We start from the raw sequence: 24,031 nt of genomic DNA on the forward strand, positions 1-24,031 counted from the left end.
ATCATGGGCGCACTCGCCATTCGCAACATCCACAAGACCTACAACGAGACGGTCCACATCCTCAAAGGCATCGACCTCGAAATCGAAGCCGGCGAATTTTTGATCTTGGTCGGGCCTTCGGGCTGCGGCAAATCGACTTTGTTGTCGATGATCGCTGGCCTGGACCATCCCACCAGCGGCAGCATCCACATTGGTGACCGCGACGTGACGAACCTGCCCAGCAAGGACCGCGACATTGCCATGGTGTTCCAAAGCTACGCGCTCTACCCCAACATGACGGTGGCGCAAAACATCGCCTTTGGCCTGGAGATCCGCAAGGTGCCCAAGGTCGAGCGCAAAGCCGCCGTGGACCGCGTGTCGGCCATGCTGCAAATCGGCCACTTGCTCGACCGCAAGCCGGGCCAACTGTCGGGCGGCCAGCGCCAACGCGTGGCCATGGGCCGGGCCTTGGCGCGTGACCCCAAACTGTTTTTGTTTGACGAACCGCTGTCCAACCTCGACGCCAAGCTGCGCGTGGAAATGCGCGCCGAAATCAAACTGCTGCACCAGCGCACCCAAACCACCACGGTGTATGTGACGCACGACCAAGTCGAAGCCATGACGCTGGGCGACCGCATCGCCGTGATGAAAGACGGCTTGGTGCAACAGTTCGGCACGCCCAACGAGATCTACAACCGCCCAGCCAACCGCTTTGTGGCCGAGTTCATTGGCTCACCCGCGATGAACATGGTCGACGCGCAATGGCTTGGAAGCAGCTTGACGGCCCACGGTGTGGACCTGGGACTGACCGATGCACAACGCGCCGCCCTGCAAGCCCATGGCAGCGCCGAGCTGGTTTATGGCCTGCGCCCCGAAAGCATCGGCTTTGCCGCCACGGGCTTGCCCGGCAAGCTCAGCATGATCGAGCCGACCGGCCCTGAAACCTATGCCACGGTGGACACCGCCGCAGGCAAGCTGACCGCCCGCGTACCCGGCGTGTTGCAAGCGGCCGTAGGTGACGCGGTGCACCTGCAATGGTCGGCCGAGCAGTCGCATTTGTTTGACCGCGCCAGTGGGGTGCGGGTGGGCTAAATGGTTGACGGATTGAGGGGCCAGCCAGCACGGCTGACCGCCTCTGTCTGATCAGGGGGTGCCGAGGCGTTCAGCCTTGCGCACCCGCCAAAACAGCCAGCTGGCAATGCACAGGTTCAGAAAATTCCACGCAATGCCGTTCAAAAAAGCCGCGTGGTAACTGCCCGTCACATCAAACACCCAGCCTGACATCCAGCCGCCCAAAGCCATGCCCAGCAAGGTGGCCATGATGACCGCACCCACGCGGGCACCGGCTTCTTGGGGGGCGAAGTGTTCGCGCACGATGATCGCGTAAGACGGCACGATGCCGCCTTGGAACAAGCCGAACATGGCCGACACCAGGTACAGCGGCACCATGCCATCAAAAGGCAAAAACATCAGCAGCGCCACACCTTGCAAAAACGAGCCCAGCAGCAAAGTGCGAATGCCGCCAATGCGGTCGCTGATCAGGCCAAACACCAATCGGCTGACGATGCCGCTGGCCAGCATGAGCGAGAGCATTTCTGCGCCGCGTGCCGCACCAAAACCCAGGTCGGTGCAATAGGCCACGATGTGCACTTGGGGCATGGACATGGCCACACAACACGCCACACCCGCCACAAACAACAAGCCTTGGGCATGGGCCGCTTTCAAACCAAAGGGGCGGCTGCGGTCCACTGAAGTCGCTGCGGTATGGGCTGGCGTCAAGGTCACCAGCGGTGGACGCTGGCGCATGCGAGTGGCCAGCAACAACATGCCTGCACCGCAAAAAATGCCCAGCCAGATATAAGTCTGCCGCCAGCCCAAAGTCTCGACGCCGTGTTGCACGATGGGCGGCCAGATGGTGCCCGCGATGTAGTTGCCGCTGGCGCAAATGGCCACGGCAATGCCGCGTCGGCGGTTCCACCACAAGGCGGTGTCGGCCATCAAGGGCGCAAAGGTGGACGAACTGCCCACAAAGCCCATCAGCGCATGCGCCAACCCAAAAGCCCAGATGCTGCCCGACAGGCCCGCCCACACAAAGCCGCCGCACACGGCCAGCGCGCCCACCCACAGCACCGGCATCAAACCATGCCGGTCGGCCATGCGCCCGGTGATCAGACCGCCCAAGCCCAGGCTGATCATCATCAGCGTGTAAGGCAGTGAAGCATCGGCCCGGCCCACGCCAAACTCGGTCTGCACCACCGGCAGCACCACCGAGACGATGTACATGCTGCTGTTGCCCAGCACCACCAGCCCCAGCGTGACGAGCAAGCGCCAAGCGGCTTGGCGAGAATCGATGAGGGACGGGTCGGCGGGGAGGGTTTTCATAGAGGGAAATTTAGCCGATGGCGTGGTGTTGGTTTGTCTTGTGGGTTACTGCTCATGTGGGCGCAATGATGGTCAGGCCAACGACCAAGGGTTCGTCTGAGATGACAAGTCGGACGAAGACGATAAGATTCGACGTCGAGTGCATCGCCGTCGATCCGACGCGCAGGCTTTACCCCCATCGCCGCAGCACCACGCCGCAGCACCTACCGATAGATCCCTTGAAATGACCTCGCCACTCTCCATCGAACAATGGCAATTGTTTCTTCAGATTGCGGAGTGTGGCAGTTTGACGGACACCGCCGCAGCCAGAGATGTGGCCCAGTCGGCGATCAGCCGCCAGCTGGGGGCGATCGAGCTGAGCTGCGGTGGCCAACTTTTCGAGCGAACAGCCCGTGGTGTGCGCCTCAACGACATCGGACAGCGTCTTTATCCTCGCGTCAAGGCTTGGGTGCAGGCGGGGCAGCACCTGACGGAGGACGCCAGCGGCCTGCTTCGGGAGCCGGCCGGTCTTGTGCGCGTGGGGATCATCGACTCACTGGCCGACGCACTTTGCGGGCCGATCTACGAGGAAATAGCCCGCTTGTTTCCCAAGGTCAGCTTGCATTGGGTCAGTGGCATGAGCGGGCGAGTGTCCGAAGGCCTCGAACGTGGCGAGATCGATTTGGCGCTGTTTTCTGAAAATACCCGAGGCCGCAGTGGCCGAGGCGATGGTCTGGCGAAAATGCCGCATGTGCTGATCGGTGCGCCCGGCGATGCCTTGACCGCGGCACAGACGCTTCCCTTTGACCATTTGCACCGCATTCCCCTGATCGTTCCAGGCCGCCCCTATGCTTTTCACCATGTCCTGGAGCATTGGGCCAGCCGGCGCGGTATTGAGCTGAACATTCGGCTGGAATGCGACAGCCTGAACCTGCAAAAGAAACTGGTCAAAGCGGGTGGACTTTATGCCATCGTCGGTCTGAGCGCTGTGCGTGAGGAAGTCGCCCGACATGAGTTGCAAGCGGCCCGCATCGTTCAGCCCAGTTTGGACCGTCACATCGTGCTCCGGCTTTCTTCGCATGCCGCGCCCACACAGGCTTGCCAAGTGGTTCATGACACCGTTCGCCGACATGTGGAGAGGGGCTTTCCGAGCCTCTCCCAATGGCTGCCCGAAGTCGAGTCTTGACGAGGTATATCTCCAAAGGCAAGGGTCCCGTGCTTCCCCGCGGGATACCAGCATCAGACGCCAGGCCTTAGATTCGGTACACAAGCCTGAACGGAGCGTCGGTCGGGCGCATCCAGACCGGAGAACCATGTGAAACGCATGACGGGCCCCTCACTGCTTTCGGACAATCCCTTATTTGAAGCGGCTTTCCATCGCCGCACCTTGCTTGGCGCTGCATCAGCGGCCTTGATGCCTGGAGCCTTGTGGGCGCAAGCCACCTACCCGAATAAGGCCGTGACGCTGATCGTCCCAAACCCGCCGGGGGGCAACACGGACATATTGGCCCGGATTTTTTCTGTCCCCTTGGCCAAGGCACTCGGACAAGCTGTGGTCGTGGAGAACCGCGCGGGTGCGGGTGGCGTGATCGGCATGACGGCTGCGGCCCGTGCCCCAGCGGATGGCCACACCCTGGGGTTGGGCAACCTGAGCGACCTGGTGGTCAGCCGATACGCCCAAGCCAACGTGCCTTACGACCCCGCGAAAGACTTTGTCGCGGTGGCCACCTTGGCGAAGGTCTCCATCGTCGTGACCTGCCTGCCCACCTTTGCCGCGAAGAACTTTCAGGAATTTCTGGCATTGGCCAAAGCCCATCCCGGTAAATACAAATGCGGCACCGCCGGCAACGGGACCATGGGCCACTTGTGCCTTGAAGCCCTGAAGGCTGCAGTCGGTGTCGACATTGTCCACATCCCCTACCGTGGGGGTGCGCCAGCGCTCAATGATTTGCTGGGTGGGCACATCGACTTGCTGATCGACGGCAGTGCGCTCTCGCAGGTCAAGGCCGGCAAACTCAAAGCCTTGGCGGTCACTGCCGAACGCATCTCGGTGCTGCCTCATGTGCCGACCATCGGTGAATCAGGCGTGTCGGGCTTTTCGTTTGGAAACTACTGGGGCTTGCTGATGCCGATGGGCTCGCCTGAGGCGGCTGTGACCCGAATCCATGCCGAGATCAAAAAGCTCTCAGAGCAGCCCGAAATCCGGCAGCAGTTGGAAAACGCAGGGTTTGCCTCGCTGGGCTCCACACCATCGGAGTACGGCCTGGCGCTGCAAAAATCCTACGAGCACATCGGTCAAATCGTCAAAAAATCCAAGATCACTTTCGACTGATCGTGACCAAGCCGCATGACCCATTTCATTCAAGACCTATGGCGAGCAAACCCAACGTCGTCCTGATTCTGGCCGATGACATGGGCTTCTCCGACATCGGGTGTTACGGCAGCGAGATTGACACCCCGAACATCGACCGGCTGGCCGCTGGAGGTGTTCGCTTCTCCCAGTTTTACAACACAGCCCGCTGCAGCCCATCTCGGGCATCGATGCTGACTGGCCTGCACCCGCACCAGACAGGGATTGGTATCCTCACCAAGGACGACCGCCCGCATGGTTACCCGGGCGCCCTCAACGACGGCTGCGTCACCGTGGCCGAAATCTTGTCTGGGGCAGGCTACGCGACATCCTTGGTGGGCAAGTGGCACTTGGCCTCGAACATTCGGCAAGTCAACGACGCTTGGCCCACGCGGAGGGGGTTTGAGCACTTTTACGGCACGCTCGCAGGGTCTTGTTCCTACTACCAACCGGCTTCGCTGACCCGCGGAGAAAGCAACGCAGAAGCCGAAGCTCAGGCCCAGGAAAACTACTACTACACTGATGCGATCGCGCAGGAAGCCTGCGCTTTTGTGCGGGAGCAGTCGCAGGCCAACAAGCCATTTTTCATGTACGTGGCGTACACCGCGCCCCACTGGCCACTCCAGGCGAGAGAAGAGGACATCGCCAAATACCGTGGCCGCTACGACGAGGGCTGGGATGTGCTGCGTGAGCGACGGATGCAGCGTCTGCGCGAATCTGGTTTGCTGGCGGATGCCGTCCACGATTGCGAACGCGACCCTGAAGAGCCCGCGTGGGAGCAAGCTGAGCACAAAGCTTGGGAAGCCCGCCGCATGGAGGTTTATGCAGCCCAAGTGCACCGAATGGATCAGGGTATTGGCGACATCCTTGACACGCTCGAGCAAACAGGACAGCTTGAAAACACACTCGTATTTTTCTTGTCGGACAACGGCGCCTGTGCCGAAGTGCTGCCCCTGGACGGCAGCGCCGAAGCATTCATTCAGCGTCGGCCCGATCTGAAACGCTTGAAGCCACGCAACGGCTGCGATTTGCAAGTGGGCAATGAACCTGCCATCGTTCCGGGGCCGGAAGACACTTACGCGAGCTATGGCCGTGCCTGGGCCAATTTGTCGAATACCCCTTTTCGGCTCTACAAGCGTTGGACGCACGAGGGCGGTATTTCCACGCCATTGATCGTGCATTGGCCCGCCGGGGGTTTGGACAATGGTGCCATTGTCCGGACGCCATCCCAACTCACGGATGTGTTGCCCACCATCCTGGAGGCAACGCAGTCCTCATACCCTGAGCGCTACAGGGGGTGCGACATTCCGCCCTGTGAGGGCAACAGTCTTTTATCTGCGTTGCGTGGCGGCCAGCCAACGGATCATCCACTGTTTTGGGAACACACAGGTAATGCGGCCATTCGGCTGGGCCGATGGAAACTGGTGCGTGAGTACCCCAAGCCCTGGGAGCTTTACGACATGCAGACCGATCGTGCTGAAACCCAAGATTTGGCAACGCTCAGACCGGACATGGTTTTGGACATGGCCGTGCAATGGGCGGCTTGGGCCCGCCGAGTCGGTGTGGTGCCCTGGGATGATGTGTTGGAAGGCTACCGCGCCGATGGCAAGCAGGCCTCAGAAGCCGCGGGTTGAAGCCAAGAAGCCAGCGCCTTTTGTGAGCGTCGCGCATGAAAAAGCCCCGCCAGACGCAAGTCCGGCGGGGCTTTTGACTGGGGCGGAGCGTGATCAGCTCAGCAACGCATTGACCCGTTTCACATAGGCCGCAGGGTCGGCCGGCAAGCCCCCCTCGGCCAGCAGGGCCTGGTCAAACAGGATGTGGGCCAGGTCGTGGAAGTGGACCGAGCCGTCGAGCTTCTTGACCAGCGCGTGTTCGGGGTTGACTTCGAGCACGGGCTTGACTTCAGGGGCTTGCTGCCCGGCTTGCTTGAGCATGCGGGCCAGTTGCATGCTCATGCCGTCATCGGTCACCACCAGGCAGGCGGGGCTGTCCACCAGGCGGCTGGTCACACGCACGTCTTCGGCTTTGTCTTTGAGCGCCTCTTTCAGTTTGGCCAGCACGGGCTTGAAGGTTTCGGCGGCATCTTCGGCGGCTTTCTTTTCTTCTTCGTCTTGCAGTTTGCCCAGGTCAAACGCGCCTTTGGCCACGCTTTGCAGCGGGGTGCCGTCGAACTCGTGCACAAAGTTCAGTGCCCACTCGTCCACGCGGTCGGTCATCAGCAAAACCTCGATGCCTTTTTTCTTGAAGACTTCGAGCTGTGGGCTGTTTTTAGCGGCGGCCAGAGTGTCTGCGGTGATGTAGTAGATCGCGTCTTGGCCTTCTTTCATGCGGGCTTTGTAGTCGGCAAAGCTCACGCTCACGGTGTCGCTGGTGGACGAGGCAAAGCGCAGCAGTTTCGACAAACGACCTTGGTTGCCAAAGTCTTCGCCCAGGCCTTCTTTCAGCACCGCGCCGAACTCGGCGTAGAACTTGGAATACTGGCCGAGTTTGGCTTTGTCTTCCTCGCTCAAGACATCAGAGACCCCTTCGGTCGTCGCGGCGCTAGCCCCTTCGCTGGCTTCAGGCGCTTTGTCGTGTTTGGCCAGGTCTTCGAGCATCGACAGCACGCGCTTGGTGCAGCCTTCGCGGATGGCTTTGACGTCGCGGCTTTCTTGCAGCAGCTCGCGGCTCACGTTCAGCGGCAAATCGGCCGAGTCCACCACACCCTTCACAAAGCGCAGGTAGCTGGGCATCAGCGCTTCGGCTTCGTCCATGATGAAGACGCGCTTGACGTACAGCTTGATGCCGGCTTTTTTGTCGCGGTTCCACAGGTCTTGCGGGGCTTTGCTGGGGATGTAGAGCAGCTGGGTGTATTCGGTGCTGCCTTCGACGCGGTTGTGCGTCCAGGTCAGTGGGGCTTCAAAGTCGCGGCTGATTTGTTTGTAGAAGTCGGCGTATTGCTCGTCGGTGATGTCTTTCTTGGGTCGGGTCCACAGGGCGCTGGCCTTGTTGATGGTTTCCCACTCGCCGGTCTTGACCATGGCGCCGGGCTGGCGACCACCTTCTTCGTTGTTCGGGTCGATCAGCTCGCCGTCTTTCCACTCTTCCTTTTCCATCAGGATGGGCAGGCTGATGTGGTCGGAGTATTTGCCGACAATTTCTTTCAATTTCCAGCTGTTGGCGTAATCCAGCGCTTCTTCGCGCAAGTGCAGGATCACGCTGGTGCCGCGTTCGGTGCGGTGGATGGTCTCAACTTCAAAGTCGCCCGTGCCACCGCTGATCCAGCGCACGCCTTCGGCGGCTGGTGCGCCTGCGCGGCGGGTTTCGACCGTGATTTTTTCGGCCACGATGAAGCCGGAATAAAAGCCCACGCCGAACTGGCCGATCAGCTGGGCATCCGATTTCTGGTCGCCGCTCAACTTGTTCATGAAGTCTTTGGTGCCGCTCTTGGCGATCGTGCCCAAGTGGTCAATCGCTTCTTGCGCCGTCATGCCGATGCCGTTGTCGGAGATGGTCAGCGTCTTGGCTGTTTTGTCGAACGACAAACGCACTTGCAATTCAGGCGCGTCTTCGTAGAGGGCGGTGTTGTTGAGCGCTTCAAAGCGCAGCTTGTCGCAGGCGTCCGAGGCATTGGAGATCAGCTCGCGCAAGAAAATCTCTTGGTTGGAATACAGCGAGTGGGTGACCAGGTGCAGCAGTTGTGCGACTTCGGCCTGAAAGGCATGGGTTTGCTTGCTCATATCGATTCGAGGGGTAAAAAAAGATCAAAAAACAACAACGCCCCACAGTTTGGGGCGTTGAGGCGGAATTTCAAGAGTGGGTTATTTAGACAAGCTGCTGACTTCTTTGTTCCAACGCTCCAGCAAGCGCCGGCGCTCGGCGGATTTGCCGTACTTTTCAAAGTCATATTTGATCAGGCGCACATTGTCCATAGACGGGATGCGTGGATCGGGCTTGAAGGTCTTGTTGGCCGGGCTCTGCAGGCTGTCGGCTTTGGCACCAATGCTTTGGCCTGCAGGGCTCATGAGCCAGTCGTAATAGCGCTTGGCGTTGGCCGTGTTGCGTGCGCCTTTGACCAGCGCAATGCCACCGATTTCATAGCTGGTGCCTTCACAGGGTGCTGCGGTGGCCACCGGGTATTTGTTGTGTCGCCAGCCGTCAAAACCAAAGATGAAGCTGATGCCTACCGCCACCTCGCCCTTGGCGACGTTGGGCGCTTGCGCTGTACCGCTGCGGGTGTATTGGGTCACGTTTTTGTGCAGGGCTTTCATGTAGTCAAAGGCCTCGTCTTCGCCCATCAACTGCACCAGCCCGGCCAAGATGGTGTATGCCGTGCCGCTGGATGCGGGGTGCGAAATCTCGACTTCGCCTTTATAGATGGGCTTGACCACATCCGACCAGCACTTGGGCTCGGGCAATTTCTTTTTCTTAAGCAGATCGGTGTTCCAGCCAAAGCCAATGGCACTGGTGTAAAAACCGCCCACCATGTTTTGTGTCATGGCGTATTGGCGCACGCTCCAGCTGTGCAGGTCGTTCAGGTAGTCGGGTCGGTAAGGGGTCAGCAGGCCGATTTCTGCGGCCTGCAAAAACGGGTCACCTGTGCCTCCCCACCAGATATCGGTCTTGGGGTTGGCCGCTTCGGCACGCAATTGGGCCAAGGCTTCACCAGTCGCTTTGCGGGTTTGGTTGACGGTGATGCCAGTTGCCTTGGTGAACTCTTTGGCAGCCATTTCGCACCAGCTTTGGTCGGTGCTGCAAATCGCGTTGAGGCTGCCAGTTTGGGCCGATGCGGCACCTGCAGACAAAGCGGCTGCCATGACAAAAGTGACTGTGAACTTCAGGGGCATTTGGCGTCTCCAGAGTTGATGGGTGAGCTTGTCGGAGGTTTCAGCCCCGACATGCAGCGGTCGCTGTCAAAACGATTCGTGAGGCCCCAGGTAGCGCCATTGCCCCGCAGGCATTTGCCCGAGTTGCACGCCGCCCATGCGGATGCGTTTGAGGCCGACCACCTTCAGGCCAACCTGCTCGCACATGCGGCGAATTTGGCGTTTTTTGCCTTCGGTCAACACAAAGCGCAGCTGCTCAGGGTTTTGCCACTCCACCTTGGCGGGCTTGAGCGGTTTGCCGTCCAGGCTCAGGCCATGGCGCAGGCGCGCCAGTTGGGCGGCCGGGAACACGGCTTGCACGTTGGCACTGACGCGGTCAAAGTCGCCAATCACAGTGAGCTGGTTGGCTTTGCCGCCATAGGTGGCCGATGCGGCAGAGGCGGCGGCGGTGTTTTCGTGGCCGGTGTAGGCCACGCGCACCAGGTATTCTTTTTCCATCTCCGAGTCTTCGCCGATCAGCTGACGCGCCACGCGGCCGTCTTGCGTCAGCACCAACAGACCTGTGGAATCGATGTCGAGCCGACCCGCCGGGGCCAGGCCGCGCAGGTGCGGTGGCGTGAAGCGCAGCTTGGAAGGGTCGCCCATCCAGTGGCTGCGCGGGTTGATGAGGGTGATGGCGGGCTCGTGCCCGTCTTCGGCCTGGCCACTGACATAGCCCATGGGCTTGTGCAGCAAGATGGTCACTTGCCGGTCTTGTTGTTGTTCGGCGGCTTTGTCGATGGTGATGCGGTCAGACAGCGTGACTTGTTGGCCCATGCTGGCGGGCAGGCCGTTGACCAAAACCCAGCCTTGTTCGATCCAGGCGTCGGCCTCGCGGCGTGAGCACATGCGCAACTCGGCCATGCGTTTGTTCAGGCGCGAGGTGCCGCTGGCTGCGGCAGCATCGCCTTTGCCTTCGGGTCGAGGGGCACGTTTGAAAGCCGGGGGCTGGGTCATGGGGTCAGGGGGTGAAAAGAAGTTGCCCGATTGTCCGCTGTTTTTGTGTCTTGGCGCGTCATTTCACTTGAATTGCACGGTGCGCAGGCCCTGCATATCCAGGATGCGCAGGCCGCCGTATTCGATGCGAATCAGTTGTTGCGCTTGCAGTACTTTGAGCGCCTCGTTCACCCGTTGGCGTGACAGCCCCACCAGATACGCCAGCTCTTGCTGGGTGATGCGCAGCACTTCGCCCACACCCGAAAACAGCACCGGGTTGAACAGCGCGGCCAGGTGCCTGGCCAGGCGCAGTTCGGGGTTGGTCATGCGGTCCATCTCTCGCGCCGCGATGAACTGGCCCAGCCGCTCGTTGAGCTGCTGCATGATGAATCGGTTGAAGCCCAGCGAGTGGTCAATGAGCCAATGAAAGGTGTCCAGCGGCATGCCCGCCACCACGCTGGGCCTGAGGGCCTGGATGTTGTAGCGGTAGATTTCGCGTTTGAGCGCAGTGCCTTCGCCAAACCAGCCGCCGGGCGGCACGCCGGTGAAGGTCATGGTCTGACCGCTTTCGTTGTCGCTGCTCATTTTGAGCAAGCCCGAGATCACGCCAAACCAATAGGTCACGGGCCGTCCGACGCGGCAAACGTAGTCGCCTGTTTGGGGGTCACTCACCACCAGTTGCGGCACGATTTGCTGACGCTCTGAATCGCTCAACAAGCCCAACCACGGAATCTCTTGCAGCTCGGCCCCGGTGGGGGCGCGGCGGCGTTGGTGTACGCTGATTTCTTTGGGCATAGGGTGTTTGGGGCTTGTCAGGCTGCGGTCAGTCGCGCTAGGGGTCTTCCCTGAATTGTCGTCCAAATGACAACTCAACGTCAAATGACTCCCTACGATCTGCACAAGTTCAGTCGCATTGCATTCAATGCACCGTTTTGGAGACAGGTCAGGTCATGCAAACAACGTTTCCCCGTTTGATGCTCACGCACGCTGCCGAGCGCCCCACCGCGCCCGCATTGCGAGAGAAAGAATATGGCATTTGGCAGACCACCACTTGGTCTGATCTGGCCCGTTTGGTTCAGTCCGTCGCTTGTGGCTTGCACCAGGCGGGCTTGCGACGGGGTGAGCACCTGATCGTGGTGGGCTCTAATCGGCCACGGCTGTACGCCACCATGTTGGCGGCCCAGTCTTTGGGTGCGATCCCAGTGCCCTTGTACCAAGATGCCGCGGCGGCCGAATGCGTCTTTCCCATCACCAACGCCGAAGTGCGCTTTGCCGTGGTGGAAGACCAAGAGCAGGTTGACAAGATGCTGGAAGTGCGCGAGCAGTGCCCGCAGCTGAGCCATATTTATTACGACGACCCACGGGGCCTGCGCAAGTACACCGAAGAGGGCTTGGGCTCGCTCGAAGAGCTGATCGCGGCGGGCGCTGTGTTTGCCACGCAACATCCACAGTTTTTTGCCGATGAAGTCGATCAAGTCCAGCATGGCGACGTGGCGGCGATGTTCTTCACCTCGGGCACCACGGGCAACCCCAAGGGCGTGGTGCACACCCACAGCACCTTGATCGACCGCGCCGATGCGGGTGCCGAGTTTGACAAACTGACCAGCGCCGAAGATGTGCTGGCCTATATGCCGCCTGCTTGGGTGGGGCAAAACATCTTCAGCTACGCCCAATGGTTGGTGTGTGGCTATGTGGTCAATTGCCCCGAGTCGGCGGCCACGGTGACCATCGATTTGAAAGAGATTGGCCCGACGTATTACTTCGCGCCGCCCCGCGTGTTCGAGGGCATGCTGACCAGCGTGATGATCCGCATGGAAGACGCGGGCAGTTTCAAGCGCAAGCTGTTCCACTATTTCATGGGCGTGGCCAAAAAAGTCGGCCCGGCTTTGATGGATGGCCAATCGGTCGGCTTGCTCGACCGATTGGTGTATGGCCTGGGCAACCTCATGGTGTATGGCCCCTTGCGCAACAACATGGGCTTTAGCCGTGTGCGTGTGGCCTACACCGCGGGCGAGGCCATTGGCCCTGACTTGTTCACCTTCTTCCGATCCATTGGCGTGAACATCAAGCAGCTCTACGGTTCCACCGAGACGGCGGTCTTTGTTTGTTTGCAGCCCGACAACGAAGCACGTGCCGACACCGTGGGTGTGCCTTGCAAGGGTGTGGAAATCAAGGTGGCCGACAACGGCGAGATCTTGGTCAAATCGCCCGGTTTGCTCAAGGAGTACTACAAGAACCCGGCGGCCACAGCCGAGGTGCTGACGGCCGATGGTTGGTACCACACCAGCGATGCGGGCTTCATTGACAGCCATGGCCACCTCAAGATCATTGACCGTGTGAAAGACGTGGGCCGTATTCTGGGCGGTGCCAACGATGGCGCGATGTTTGCGCCTAAATATGTCGAGAACAAGCTGAAGTTTTTCCCGCACATCAAAGAGGTGGTGGCCTATGGCGACCAGCGCGAAAAAGTGTGCGTGATGATCAACATCGACTTTGACGCCGTGGGCAACTGGGCAGAGCGCCGCAACTTGCCCTATGCCGGCTACACCGACCTGGCGCAAAAGCCCGAGGTGTACCAGCTCGTCAAAGAGTGCGTTGAAAAAGTCAATGCCGATCTGGCCGAAGACAGCATGTTGGCCGGCAGCCAAGTGTCCCGTTTCCTGATCCTGCACAAAGAGCTGGACGCCGACGATGGTGAGTTGACCCGCACCAACAAAGTCCGCCGTGGCTTCATCGCCGACAAATACAAACCGTTGGTCGATGGCCTCTACGAAGGCCGAACCGAGCAGTACATCGAGACGGTGGTCAAGTTCGAAGACGGCCGCACCGGCAGCGTGAGCGCCACGCTCAAAATTTCCGACGCCAAAACATTCACACCCGTGAAGGCAGCAGCATGACCAAAAAAATCGGCGACGTCATTTTGGACGTCAGCAACATCAGTTTGCGGTTTGGTGGCGTGAAAGCGCTGACCGACATTTCGTTCAACGTGCGCGAACACGAGGTCCGCGCCATCATTGGCCCCAACGGGGCAGGCAAAAGCTCGATGCTCAACTGCATCAACGGGGTGTACCAGCCGCAAGAAGGCAGCATCACTTTCCGTGGCCAAAAGTTTGACCACATGAACAGCCGCCAAGTGGCCGAGATGGGCATTGCCCGCACATTCCAAAACTTGGCCTTGTTCAAGGGCATGAGCGTGATCGACAACATCATGACCGGTCGCAACCTGCGCATTAAAAGCAATTTGTTCATGCAGGCTTTGCGCCTTGGCCCGGCCCAACGCGAGGAAGAAGAGCATCGCGAGTTCGTCGAGCACATCATCGACTTTCTGGAGATCCAGGCCTTTCGCAAAACGCCCGTGGGCCAGCTGCCTTATGGCTTGCAAAAACGCGTGGACTTGGGCCGCGCTTTGGCCATGGAGCCGCAAGTGCTGCTGCTCGACGAGCCCATGGCCGGCATGAACATGGAAGAAAAGCAGGACATGTGCCGCTTCATTCTGGATGTGAACGACGAATTTGGCTCGACCATCGTGTTGATCGAGCACGACATGGGCGTGGTGATGGACATCTCGGACCGTGTGGTGGTGCTGGACTACGGCAAAAAAATCGGCGACGGGACTCCCGAAGAAGTGCGCAACAACGAAGAAGTGATCAGTGCCTATCTGGGCACCAGTCACTAAGGAGAAAAAGACACGGCATTTTTCCTGGAAGCTCTTTTGGGTGGACTGATGGCCGGCATGCTTTACGCGCTGGTGGCGCTGGGCTTTGTGCTGATTTACAAAGCCTCTGGCGTGTTCAACTTTGCGCAAGGCGCGATGGTGCTGTTTGCCGCTCTGGCCATGGCGCGTTTTTCAGAATGGATTCCTGGCTGGTTGGGTCTGGAGGACAAGTTTTTGGGCAACCTGTTGGCCTTTGCGCTGTCGGCCAGCGTCATGTTTGTGCTGGCCTGGCTGATCGAGCGCTTGGTGTTGCGCCACTTGGTCAACCAAGAGGGCGTGACCTTGCTGATGGCCACGCTGGGCATCACTTACTTTTTGGATGGTTTGGGCCAGACCATTTTTGGCAGCGACATTTACAAAATCGATGTGGGCATGCCCAAGGATCCGGTGTTTTTGCTTGACTCGATTTTTCCTGGTGGTGTTTTGGTCAATCTGGAAGACGTGTATGCCGCGTGCATTGCGGCCTTGCTGGTGGTGGTGCTGTCGCTGTTTTTCCAGAAAACCAGCACCGGTCGGGCCTTGCGTGCGGTGGCCGATGACCATCAGGCCGCCCAGTCGATTGGCATTCCGCTCAACCGCATTTGGGTGATCGTCTGGTTTGTGGCGGGCATCACAGCCTTGGTGGCCGGCATCATTTGGGGCTCCAAGATGGGTGTGCAGTTTTCGCTGACCACAGTGGCTTTGCGGGCTTTGCCTGTGATTATTTTGGGCGGACTGACCTCGGTGCCCGGTGCCATCATCGGCGGCCTGATCATCGGTGTGGGTGAGAAGTTGTCCGAGGTGTATCTGGGCCCTTATGTGGGCGGCGGCATCGAAATCTGGTTTGCTTACGTGCTGGCGCTGGTGTTCCTGTTGTTCAGGCCACAGGGTCTGTTCGGCGAAAAAATCATCGACCGCGTGTAAGGAGATAAAACATGTTTTACAGAGAAAACGGTCAATTCAAGACCTCTTACCGCAGTGACCAGCAAATCTTCGCTATTGCGCAAGACCGCTGGGCCATCCTTGCACTCATCGCCTTCGCCGCCATCGGTGTGCCCCTGCTGGCCGATGAATACATGTTCCGCGCCATCTTGATTCCGTTCCTGATATTGGCCCTCGCAGCTTTGGGTGTGAATATTCTGGTGGGTTATTGCGGCCAGATTTCACTGGGTTCGGGCGCGTTCATGGCGGTGGGGGCTTACATGGCCTACAACACTTACATCCGCATCGAGGGCATGCCCTTGATCGTGGCACTGCTGGCGGGGGGCTTTTTTGCGACCCTGGTGGGGGTGTTTTTCGGTATTCCAAGTTTGCGGGTCAAAGGCCTGTATCTGGCGGTGGCCACTTTGGCGGCGCAGTTCTTTTGCGACTGGGCTTTTCTGCGCATCGGCTGGTTTACCAACAACAACGCCTCGGGCTCGGTCTCGGTGTCCAACTTGAATGTCTTTGGCTGGTCCATCGACACGCCGCTGCAAAAATACCTCTTCTGTTTGGCATTTCTGCTGGTGTTTGGCTTGTTGGCTAAAAACCTCGTGCGCTCGGCCGTTGGCCGTGAGTGGATGGCCATTCGCGACATGGACGTGGCCGCAGCCGTGATCGGCATTCGACCGATGTACGCCAAGCTCAGTGCTTTTGCGGTCAGCTCTTTCATTGTGGGCGTGGCAGGTGGCCTGTGGGGCTTTGTGCACCTCGGTTCGTGGGAGCCCGCGGCATTTTCGATCGACCGCTCGTTCCAGCTGCTGTTCATGGTCATCATTGGTGGCATGGGCTCCATCATGGGCAGCTTTTTTGGTGCTGCCTTCATCGTGATCTTGCCCATTTTTCTGAACCAGTTCCTGCCTTGGGCGGGTGATCTGGCCGGTGTCCATATTTCGACTGCGACGGTCTCGCACACCGAGTTCATGATCTTTGGCGCCTTGATTGTGTGGTTCCTGATCGTGGAGCCGCATGGCCTGGCCAAGCTCTGGTCGGTGGCCAAGCAAAAGCTGCGTCTGTGGCCCTTCCCGCATTGATGTCAAAACGATTTTCCCAAGTGCTTTCAATTATTTTTAACAGGAGACAAACCATGAAACTTCGTCAACTTGCACTCGCCACGACAGTGGTTGCTGCCGGCCTTGCCAGCGCCTTGGTCAGCACCATCGCCACGGCTCAAACCAAAGAACAGTTTTTCCCTGTTCTGGTGTACCGCACAGGCGCTTACGCCCCCAATGGCGTGCCCTTTGCCAACGGCTATGTCGACTACCTCAAGCTGGTCAATGCGCGTGGCGGTGTCAACGGCGTCAAGCTCAGCTTTGAAGAGTGCGAAACCGGCTACGCCACCGATCGCGGCGTGGAGTGCTACGAGCGCCTGAAGGGCAAGAACGGCGGCGCGACCGTGTTCCAGCCGCTGTCGACGGGCATCACTTTTGCGCTGACCGAAAAAGCACCCGGCGACAAAATTCCATTGATCACCGCAGGCTATGGCCGCAGCGAATCGGCTGACGGCGGCGTGTTCAAGTGGAACTTCCCCTTGGCCGGTACTTATTGGGTGGCCGGTGACGTCATCATCCAGGACATCGCCAAAAAGCTCGGCGGTGCTGACAAACTCAAAGGCAAGCACATTGCACTGGTCTACCACGACAGCCCATTTGGCAAAGAAGCCATTCCCATTTTGCAAGAGCGTGCGGCCATGCACGGTTTCAAGTTGAGCCTGCTGCCTGTGACGCACCCTGGTGTGGAGCAAAAGTCCACTTGGCTGCAAATTCGCCGTGACCGCCCTGACTACGTGGTCAACTGGGGCTGGGGCGTGATGAACTCCACCTTGCTCAAAGAGGCGCAAGCCACAGGCTATCCCCGCGAGAACATTTATGGCGTGTGGTGGGCCGGTGCCGAGCCTGACGTGAAAGACGTGGGCATGGGCGCCAAAGGCTACAACGCCATCACCATGCAGCATGGTGTCGAAAAAGGTTCCGCTGTCGTGAAAGAAGTGTTGGACAAGTTGCACGCCAAAGGCCAAGGCACCGGTCCTAAGGACGAAGTGGGCGAAGTGCTGTACATGCGCGGCTTGTTCAGCGCCATGTTTGCCGTTGAAGGCGTGCGCCAAGCGCAAGAAAAATACGGCAAGGGCAAAGTCATGACCGGCGAGCAAGCGCGCTGGGGCTATGAAAACCTGAACCTGACTCAGCCCAAGCTCGATGCACTGGGCTTCAAGGGTGTGTTGCGTCCCGTGTCCACTTCGTGTGCTGACCACATGGGTGCCAACTGGGCACGTATCCACACATGGAACGGCAGCAAGTGGGAGTTCTCCAGCGACTGGTACCAGGCCGACGAGCAGATCATCAAGCCCATGGTGAAAGCCGCTGCCGACCGTTACGCCGCCGAAAAGAAACTGACACGCCGCACCCCTGCGGATTGCCAGTCCTGATCGTTGCCAAGCCCGCCGCGCAAGCGGTGGGCTGTCGCTGCAACGGGCACGGCCCGTCTGCAGCCGCCAAACCAAACCCTTGCGTGCAGCGGTTTGGTTTGGCTTGAACCCAGAGTTAAAAAAGGCAAAGTCCATGAGCGACAAAAACATTGTTCTGAACGTCAACGGCATCGAGGTCATTTACAACCACGTCATCTTGGTGCTCAAAGGGGTTTCCCTGCAGGTGCCCGAGCAAGGCATCGTGGCTTTGCTGGGTGGCAACGGCGCGGGCAAAACCACCACGCTGCGGGCCATCTCCAACTTGCTGCAAGGCGAGCGCGGCGAGGTCACCAAGGGCAGCATCGAGCTGCGCGGTGAACGCATCGAAAAACTCTCGCCTGCCGACTTGGTCAGCCGGGGGGTGGTGCAGGTCATGGAAGGGCGGCACTGCTTTGCCCACCTGACCATCGAAGAAAATCTGATGACCGGCAGCTACACCCGCACCGACAAGGGCGAGGTGGCGGCCAATTTGGACAAGGTCTACACCTATTTTCCGCGCCTGAAAACGCGCCGCACCTCGCAGGCGGCCTACACCTCGGGCGGTGAGCAGCAGATGTGCGCGATTGGCCGCGCCCTGATGACCAACCCCAATATGGTCTTGCTGGACGAGCCCTCGATGGGCCTGGCCCCGCAGATCGTCGAAGAGGTGTTCAACATCGTCAAGGATTTGAACGAGAAGGAAAAAGTCACCTTCTTGATCGCCGAGCAAAACACCAACATGGCCCTGAAGTACGCCGACTACGGCTACATCATGGAGTCGGGCCGCATCGTGATGGACGGTGCCGCTGAAGACCTGCGCACCAACGAAGACGTCAAAGAGTTTTATCTGGGCATGGGCGGTGGTGAGCGCAAGAGCTTCAAGGACGTGAAAAGCTACAAGCGCCGCAAGCGCTGGTTGGCTTGAAGGCCCGCAAGCCAAACTTGATTTGGGTGAGCGCATGCCCCTGCACGCGAATGAGTCATCCTCACCTCCGTTTTTCGTGCGCAGGGGCGCGCGTTCTCCTCGATCAGTCCATCACCCATGAAGCACTACGACGCCCTTGAAACACGTGCCCCCGAAGTCCGTGAAGCCGCTTTGATGGCCGCTTTGCCCGCGCAGGTGGCGCACGCCAAAGCCCATGCGCCCGCCTTTGCCGAATTGCTGCAAGGCGTGGATGCGGCCAGCGTCAACAGCCGCGCCGCGCTGGCCAAGTTGCCGGTGATTCGCAAATACGAGTTGCTGGAGCGCCAAAAGGCTTCGCGTGCGGCCAGTGGCAATGTGTTTGGGGGATTCAGTACCCTGGGCTTTGGCAAAACCATGCCCCGCGTGTTTGCCAGCCCCGGCACCATTTACGAGCCCGAAGGCACCCGCCCGGATTACTGGCGCATGGCGCGCACGATGTTTGCTGCCGGCTTTCGCCCGGGCGAATTGATTCACAACTGCTTCAGCTACCACTTCACGCCCGCAGGCTCCATGATGGAAACCGGGGCCCATGCGCTCGGTTGCACCGTGTTTCCGGGGGGCATTGGGCAGACCGAACAGCAAGTGGGCGCGATGGCCGAGTTGCAGCCTGCGGGCTACATCGGCACGCCCAGTTTCTTGAAAATCATCATTGAAAAAGCCGCCGAGATGGGCGTGGCCCTGCCCAGCTTGCGCAAGGCGCTGGTCTCGGGTGAGGCCTTTCCGCCCAGTTTGCGCGATTGGATGACGGCGCACGGCGTCGATGCCTACCAGTGCTACGCCACTGCCGATGTGGGCTTGATCGCTTATGAGACCGCCTCGCGTCAAGGCTTGGTGTTGGACGAAGGGGTGATCGTCGAGATCGTGCGCCCCGGCACCGGCGACCCGGTGCCCGAAGGCGAGGTGGGCGAGCTGGTGATCACCACGCTCAACCCCGACTACCCGCTGATTCGCTTTGGCACAGGCGACCTCTCGGCCATTTTGCCGGGCACCTGCCCGACCGGCCGCACCGGTCAGCGCATCAAAGGCTGGATGGGCCGGGCCGATCAGACCACCAAAATCCGGGGCATGTTTGTGCACCCCGGTCAGGTGGCCGAGATCGTCAAACGGTTTCCTGAAGTGACCAAAGCGCGTTTGGTCGTGACCGGAGAGATGGCCAACGACCAGATGGCGTTACACGTCGAAACCACCGCCTTGACGGACGCGGGCCTGAAGTCGCGTTTGTCTGATGCTGTGCGCGATGTCACCAAGTTGCGTGGTGAGGTGCACTTGGTGGTGCTCGGCAGTTTGGCCAATGACGGCAAGGTGATCGAGGACGCCCGCAGTTACGAATAAAGGTTGACTGGGCCTTCAGGCTGGTCCATGACTTTGTTTCGGATGGAGAAATTAGGGAAATCGTCTAAGTATTTTCCGCCATGACAAGCCTTAACTTTGGTTCTAGACTAAGTGCTATTTTTAGGGTCTTGAAATGATAAAACTGTTTGCCTTGGCCGCATTGGCCGCTGTTTCGGTGGGTGCTCAGGCCCAGACTTTTCCTGGTAACAAACCGATTTCCATCGTCGTGCCCTTTGCTGCCGGCGGGCCGACTGACCGTGTCGCCCGTGATTTGGCAGAAGCCATGCGCAAGCACATTCCTGGCAGCAATTTTGTGGTCGAAAACGCCGCGGGTGCGGGTGGCACGATCGGTGCCAACAAAGTGGCCAAAGCCACCCCTGATGGCCACTCGTTGCTGTTGTTTCACATCGGCATGGCTGCAACGCCAGCCCTTTACCGCAAACTGTCATACAAGCCGCTGGAAGATTTTGAGTATTTGGGCATGGTCAATGATGTGCCCATGACCTTGATCGGCAAGCCCCAGTTGCCCGCCAACACCTACCGGGATTTTGAAAACTACATCCGTACCAACGCGGGCAAGTTGAACATTGCCCACGCCGGCTTGGGTTCTGCGTCGCACATCTGTGGCTTGCTGTGGCAGACCAACTTGCAGACCAAAGACGCCATGACCACCATCCCGTTTGGCGGTACAGGTCCCGCCATGACTGCCTTGATGGGGGGCCAGGTCGACGTGATGTGTGACCAAACCACCAACACCACATCCCAGATCGAAAGCGGTCGTGTCAAGGCGTTTGCTGTGACCACGGCCAAGCCCTTGGCCGGTCACCCTGTGCTCAAGCACTACCCCAGCTTGCAAGAGATGGGTTTGAAGGGCTTCAACCTGACCATCTGGCACGGTTTGTATGCCCCCAAAGGCACCCCGGCTGCGATCACCAAGACACTCAACGATGCCTTGAAGAAAGCCTTGAAAGATCCCGAGTTCATCAAAAAGAACGAAGGCTTGGGTGCTTTGGTGGTGACGGACAACCGCACCGATCCGGCTGAACACAAGAAGTTTGTGGCCGCCGAGATGATCAAGATCAAGGCTGCTGTGGATGCAGCAGGCAAGTACGCTGACTGATCATCAGCCTGCCCCACGAAAAAGCCGCTTTTTAAAGCGGCTTTTTCTTTGGCTGTAACGCCGCGCATTTGTCGAGTTTGCAACGTCTGGTCTTTTGTTCTAGGTCTAATTTGTTATTGAACAGGCGGGTGTGCAACCCTAGGATGAACGCACTTGTTCAGATTCAACATCACGCAGGCCAGCACGACCAACACCATGCGCAACATTTATATCCGTTACACCGCTTGCTATGGGATAACCGCCCTGTTCTTGGTGATGGCTGGCACGTCCTACGCTGCTTCACAAAATGGGGATTCTGCCGAGAAGGTGGCCACCCAGTCAGATGCGGCCATTACCATGACGGGGCTATGCCGTAATGGGGAGGCTTTTCGCCTGGTTTCCTATGAGAAACAGGTGGGTGGGATGTGGAAGTCCTTTTATGACTACCAAGGCCCTGTTGGGGCGGGTACGGTCAAAACAAAAACCGTACCCAAAGTGATGGTCAGCAGGGTCTGCATTGCCATGGCCGAAATTGCCAGTGATGAACATTAACGGGCTGCGCCAATCTACAAGCCACGCACCCCCTCGCAGGATCAGATGTGGGTCGAGATGAATTTCTCAACGCTTTGTATATCAATGGGTTTGTACATGACATCGATATTGTGCTGGCTGAACAATTCCAAATGTTGAGGAGATGTGTCTGCTGTGACGATGCACGCAGGGATGTCGTGATTGAATTCTTCGCGCAATTGCTGGATGAAATAAAGCCCATCTTTTTTGCCCAGACGGAAGTCGCTCAAGATGAAGTTCAGTTTGGGTAGCAAGGCCAGGCACTCGTGAAACGCTTCTTGTTCATAGGGCAAGAGGTGAACACAGTAGCCGGCTTGGGTGAAGTACTGTCGGTAAGCCTGTAACAGTGCTTCATCGTTTTCAAGAATACCCAAATGGCGGCTTGAGGCAGATGCCCTTTGTTCGCGCGTAGGGGTACTTGATGCTGTTGCCGCTGTGTTGGGTTCAAGGCGAGAAGGCAGCTGACCGATGCTCTGGGCTGGAATGACGGGAAAGTGGGTGTGAACCGTGAATACAGAGCCTTTGCCAATTTCCGATTGCACCTTGCATTGACCGTTGATCTTCTTCACGATGCGATGAACGATGGCCAATCCAAGACCTAAACCATCACATTGGGATCGGGAATGGTCAGAGCGATAAAACTCGTTGAAAATCAAGGGCAAATCCACTTCCGGAATGCCACAGCCCGTGTCTTCAACAGAAAAGCTCAGTGAATCTGAGGTGGCGCCGAAAGCCACTTCGATGCGGCCACGGTCGGTATATTGAATCGCATTGGCCAGCAAGTTTCTCAAGATTTGCTCGAGCAAATGGAGATCTCCACGGATCTGGTGCGCGCTCCCCTTGAAGGACAACTTGATGTTCTTTTCAGTGCAGAGATCGCTGAAGCTGTCCTCTAGGCTGTGAACGATTTCAATCAGATTGAACTCACGTTCACGCACCACAAAGCTGGAATCTAGCTTGCTGATATCCAGCAGAGTGTTGAACATCCGGTTCAATACGGTGACGCTCTTTCGCATGCGGTTGAATATGGCGCTGTAGTTTTCGTTCAACTGCGCGGCGTCAATCATTTCAATAAAAATGTTGATGGACTGCATCGGTTGACGCAAGTCATGACTGGCGGTAGCGATGAACTCTGACTTGGCGACATTGGCGGCCAAAGAGGCGTTTTTTTCTTCGGTTAATTGATCAATGAGCGCGTCGTTTTTCATACGCAGTGCAAATGATTTTTCCCAGGAGCTTGAAAATAGAAAAGCCATCTTCAAAGCCAAATAAAAAGCGACCATGGAGCCCATGGCAATGGGCCAAACGATTTGGCTGAAATTCAGGGCGATAAAAATCAGTTCAGGGGCCTTGAGGGGCACGACAAAAGCAAAAAAAGTTTTCCAGTTGATGCAATAGCCGACCATCCCGACAAACAGCACAGTGAGGCTGATGATTTGGTACAGCAAATAGCTCACCATGTCGGCGGGCTGCACAAAAACAAACCAACCCATTCCCCACGTGAGCGTGACCAAGCCAATAGCAATGTTCAGTACATTGGCGTTTTGGGGTGGGTTAGACAAAGTGCGGATCGATCTGAGCAACACATACCGTGTAATGACTGCCACGGTCATGGCCGCAAACCAGGCGCCGAAGCGAAGCGGTTCTGTGACGTCCAAATACAAAGGGATGCACAACAATGGCGCCAATACGGTTGCTATGGTGCTGGATTTGGAGTAATCGAGCATGTATTGCAATTTTTCAATGGCAATCAATTGCTGATCTTGAGGCCCTCCATTCATCGGTAAACGGCCATGCTCAGAAGGGTTCATGCCGTCATAAGTCTTTAGGGGTGACGGTCGGGATCAAGAGTTTTTGAGCCTTCAAGACGGCTTGGGTTCGGTTAAAAACCCGCAACTCTTTGAAAATTTGGTTGATGTGTATTTTGACCGTTTGCTCTTTGATCTCCAGCAAATCGGCAATGACCTTGTTGGGGTGCCCCATCGAAATCAAAGTCAAAACTTCCAGTTGCCGCTGGGTTAACCGGTACTCACTGGAGGTGTTCAATGGGCTTTGGGGTTCGTGCCATTGGGTATCGTTGTAAAGCGTTTTGATTCTTTTGAAAATCGCGGCTGATGTGTTGTTTTTTGATAAAAACAAGGCCGCGCCTGCTGAGACGGAGCGCGGTTCCCAAGCATCGGAGTCTAGGCCAGAAATGGACACGACGTGCGCAACGTTGGGTTTGCTGCTGAACACTTTGATGCCGGCCAATCCGCTCAGGCCCGGCATCAACATGTCCAACAAAACAATCCACGAATGGTTTGATTCGTCTACCAAAGTCATGCCTTCGCTGGCGTTGCTGGCTGTTTTCACGGCCACACCCAAAGTGCTGAACTCTTTGGCCAGGGCTTCGCCTAATGCTTCGCGGTACACCGGGTGATCGTCAATGATGAGCAGTGCATGTTGACTTGTGGCTGAAGCATTCATAGGCCTTGAATACTA

General features: G+C 58.1%; 20 protein-coding genes. 13 read left to right on the top strand and 7 right to left on the bottom strand.

Going from position 1 to position 24,031, the window contains the following annotated elements; translation table 11 throughout:
* The first annotated feature begins 3 nt into the window (after nt 1–3).
* A complete protein-coding gene (locus BN3544_RS01895) occupies nt 4–1,071 on the top strand; it encodes an ABC transporter ATP-binding protein (protein WP_019429646.1) in 1,068 nt (355 codons plus the stop codon).
* Between the two features lie 51 nt (nt 1,072–1,122).
* Here the strand turns inward: BN3544_RS01895 and BN3544_RS01900 are convergent, their stop codons facing one another.
* Entirely contained in the window at nt 1,123–2,361 is a 1,239-nt protein-coding gene (locus BN3544_RS01900; RefSeq protein ID WP_019429645.1) for an MFS transporter, read from the bottom strand.
* A gap of 223 nt (nt 2,362–2,584) precedes the next feature.
* Here BN3544_RS01900 and BN3544_RS01910 point away from each other — a divergent pair, with 223 nt between their 5' ends.
* The 3 genes from BN3544_RS01910 to BN3544_RS01920 all read left to right on the top strand — a co-directional run bounded on the left by BN3544_RS01910 (nt 2,585) and on the right by BN3544_RS01920 (nt 6,324).
* Nucleotides 2,585–3,526 (top strand): LysR family transcriptional regulator, encoded by a 942-nt coding sequence (locus BN3544_RS01910; RefSeq protein WP_019429643.1) that lies wholly within the window; start codon nt 2,585–2,587, stop codon nt 3,524–3,526.
* Nucleotides 3,527–3,664: 138 nt separating this feature from the next.
* On the top strand, nt 3,665–4,672 hold the full coding sequence (locus tag BN3544_RS01915) for a Bug family tripartite tricarboxylate transporter substrate binding protein (protein WP_059355976.1): 1,008 nt from the start codon (nt 3,665–3,667) through the stop codon (nt 4,670–4,672).
* Nucleotides 4,673–4,710: 38 nt separating this feature from the next.
* Entirely contained in the window at nt 4,711–6,324 is a 1,614-nt protein-coding gene (locus tag BN3544_RS01920; RefSeq protein ID WP_019429641.1) for an arylsulfatase, read from the top strand.
* Between the two features lie 93 nt (nt 6,325–6,417).
* Here the strand turns inward: BN3544_RS01920 and htpG are convergent, their stop codons facing one another.
* The 4 genes from htpG to BN3544_RS01940 form a co-directional block, all read right to left on the bottom strand.
* Nucleotides 6,418–8,409 carry a molecular chaperone HtpG gene (gene htpG, locus BN3544_RS01925; RefSeq protein ID WP_019429640.1) on the bottom strand — a complete coding sequence of 664 codons (1,992 nt, stop codon included), beginning with the start codon at nt 8,407–8,409 and terminating at the stop codon, nt 6,418–6,420.
* An 81-nt stretch (nt 8,410–8,490) separates the two neighbouring features.
* The gene (locus BN3544_RS01930) at nt 8,491–9,516 is read right to left on the bottom strand and encodes an ABC transporter substrate-binding protein (protein WP_019429639.1); all 1,026 of its coding nucleotides are present in this window, start codon (nt 9,514–9,516) and stop codon (nt 8,491–8,493) included.
* Nucleotides 9,517–9,582: 66 nt separating this feature from the next.
* Nucleotides 9,583–10,491 (bottom strand): pseudouridine synthase, encoded by a 909-nt coding sequence (locus tag BN3544_RS01935; RefSeq protein WP_019429638.1) that lies wholly within the window; start codon nt 10,489–10,491, stop codon nt 9,583–9,585.
* Nucleotides 10,492–10,554: 63 nt separating this feature from the next.
* Nucleotides 10,555–11,265, bottom strand: a complete 711-nt coding sequence (locus BN3544_RS01940; protein WP_019429637.1) for a Crp/Fnr family transcriptional regulator — start codon at nt 11,263–11,265, stop codon at nt 10,555–10,557.
* A 155-nt stretch (nt 11,266–11,420) separates the two neighbouring features.
* Between BN3544_RS01940 and BN3544_RS01945 the strand changes: the two genes are divergently transcribed.
* The 9 genes from BN3544_RS01945 to BN3544_RS01985 all read left to right on the top strand — a co-directional run bounded on the left by BN3544_RS01945 (nt 11,421) and on the right by BN3544_RS01985 (nt 21,532).
* A complete protein-coding gene (locus tag BN3544_RS01945) occupies nt 11,421–13,367 on the top strand; it encodes an AMP-dependent synthetase/ligase (protein WP_019429636.1) in 1,947 nt (648 codons plus the stop codon).
* A complete protein-coding gene (locus BN3544_RS01950) occupies nt 13,364–14,146 on the top strand; it encodes an ABC transporter ATP-binding protein (protein WP_019429635.1) in 783 nt (260 codons plus the stop codon). Before BN3544_RS01945 ends, BN3544_RS01950 begins: the two co-directional genes overlap by 4 nt.
* Before the next feature lie 48 nt (nt 14,147–14,194).
* Nucleotides 14,195–15,088, top strand: a complete 894-nt coding sequence (locus BN3544_RS01955) for a branched-chain amino acid ABC transporter permease (RefSeq protein WP_019429634.1) — start codon at nt 14,195–14,197, stop codon at nt 15,086–15,088.
* Between the two features lie 11 nt (nt 15,089–15,099).
* Nucleotides 15,100–16,176, top strand: coding sequence for a branched-chain amino acid ABC transporter permease (locus BN3544_RS01960; RefSeq protein WP_019429633.1), 1,077 nt, complete (start codon nt 15,100–15,102; stop codon nt 16,174–16,176).
* 53 nt (nt 16,177–16,229) lie between these two features.
* Nucleotides 16,230–17,567, top strand: coding sequence for an ABC transporter substrate-binding protein (locus BN3544_RS01965; protein WP_019429632.1), 1,338 nt, complete (start codon nt 16,230–16,232; stop codon nt 17,565–17,567).
* Nucleotides 17,568–17,700: 133 nt separating this feature from the next.
* Entirely contained in the window at nt 17,701–18,510 is an 810-nt protein-coding gene (locus tag BN3544_RS01970; RefSeq protein ID WP_019429631.1) for an ABC transporter ATP-binding protein, read from the top strand.
* A gap of 117 nt (nt 18,511–18,627) precedes the next feature.
* A complete protein-coding gene (locus tag BN3544_RS01975; RefSeq protein ID WP_019429630.1) occupies nt 18,628–19,881 on the top strand; it encodes a phenylacetate--CoA ligase family protein in 1,254 nt (417 codons plus the stop codon).
* A 133-nt stretch (nt 19,882–20,014) separates the two neighbouring features.
* Nucleotides 20,015–21,001 (top strand): tripartite tricarboxylate transporter substrate-binding protein, encoded by a 987-nt coding sequence (locus tag BN3544_RS01980; RefSeq protein ID WP_019429629.1) that lies wholly within the window; start codon nt 20,015–20,017, stop codon nt 20,999–21,001.
* A 153-nt stretch (nt 21,002–21,154) separates the two neighbouring features.
* Nucleotides 21,155–21,532, top strand: a complete 378-nt coding sequence (locus BN3544_RS01985) for a hypothetical protein (protein WP_019429628.1) — start codon at nt 21,155–21,157, stop codon at nt 21,530–21,532.
* A gap of 41 nt (nt 21,533–21,573) precedes the next feature.
* On the opposite strand, the gene BN3544_RS01990 is transcribed toward BN3544_RS01985, so the two are convergent.
* Nucleotides 21,574–23,361 (bottom strand): ATP-binding response regulator, encoded by a 1,788-nt coding sequence (locus tag BN3544_RS01990; protein ID WP_019429627.1) that lies wholly within the window; start codon nt 23,359–23,361, stop codon nt 21,574–21,576.
* 4 nt (nt 23,362–23,365) lie between these two features.
* Nucleotides 23,366–24,016 carry a response regulator transcription factor gene (locus tag BN3544_RS01995; RefSeq protein WP_019429626.1) on the bottom strand — a complete coding sequence of 217 codons (651 nt, stop codon included), beginning with the start codon at nt 24,014–24,016 and terminating at the stop codon, nt 23,366–23,368.
* Between the last annotated feature and the right edge of the window lie 15 nt (nt 24,017–24,031).

Source organism: Limnohabitans sp. Rim47 (assembly GCF_001517545.1).
Lineage (GTDB): Bacteria > Pseudomonadota > Gammaproteobacteria > Burkholderiales > Burkholderiaceae_C > Limnohabitans_A.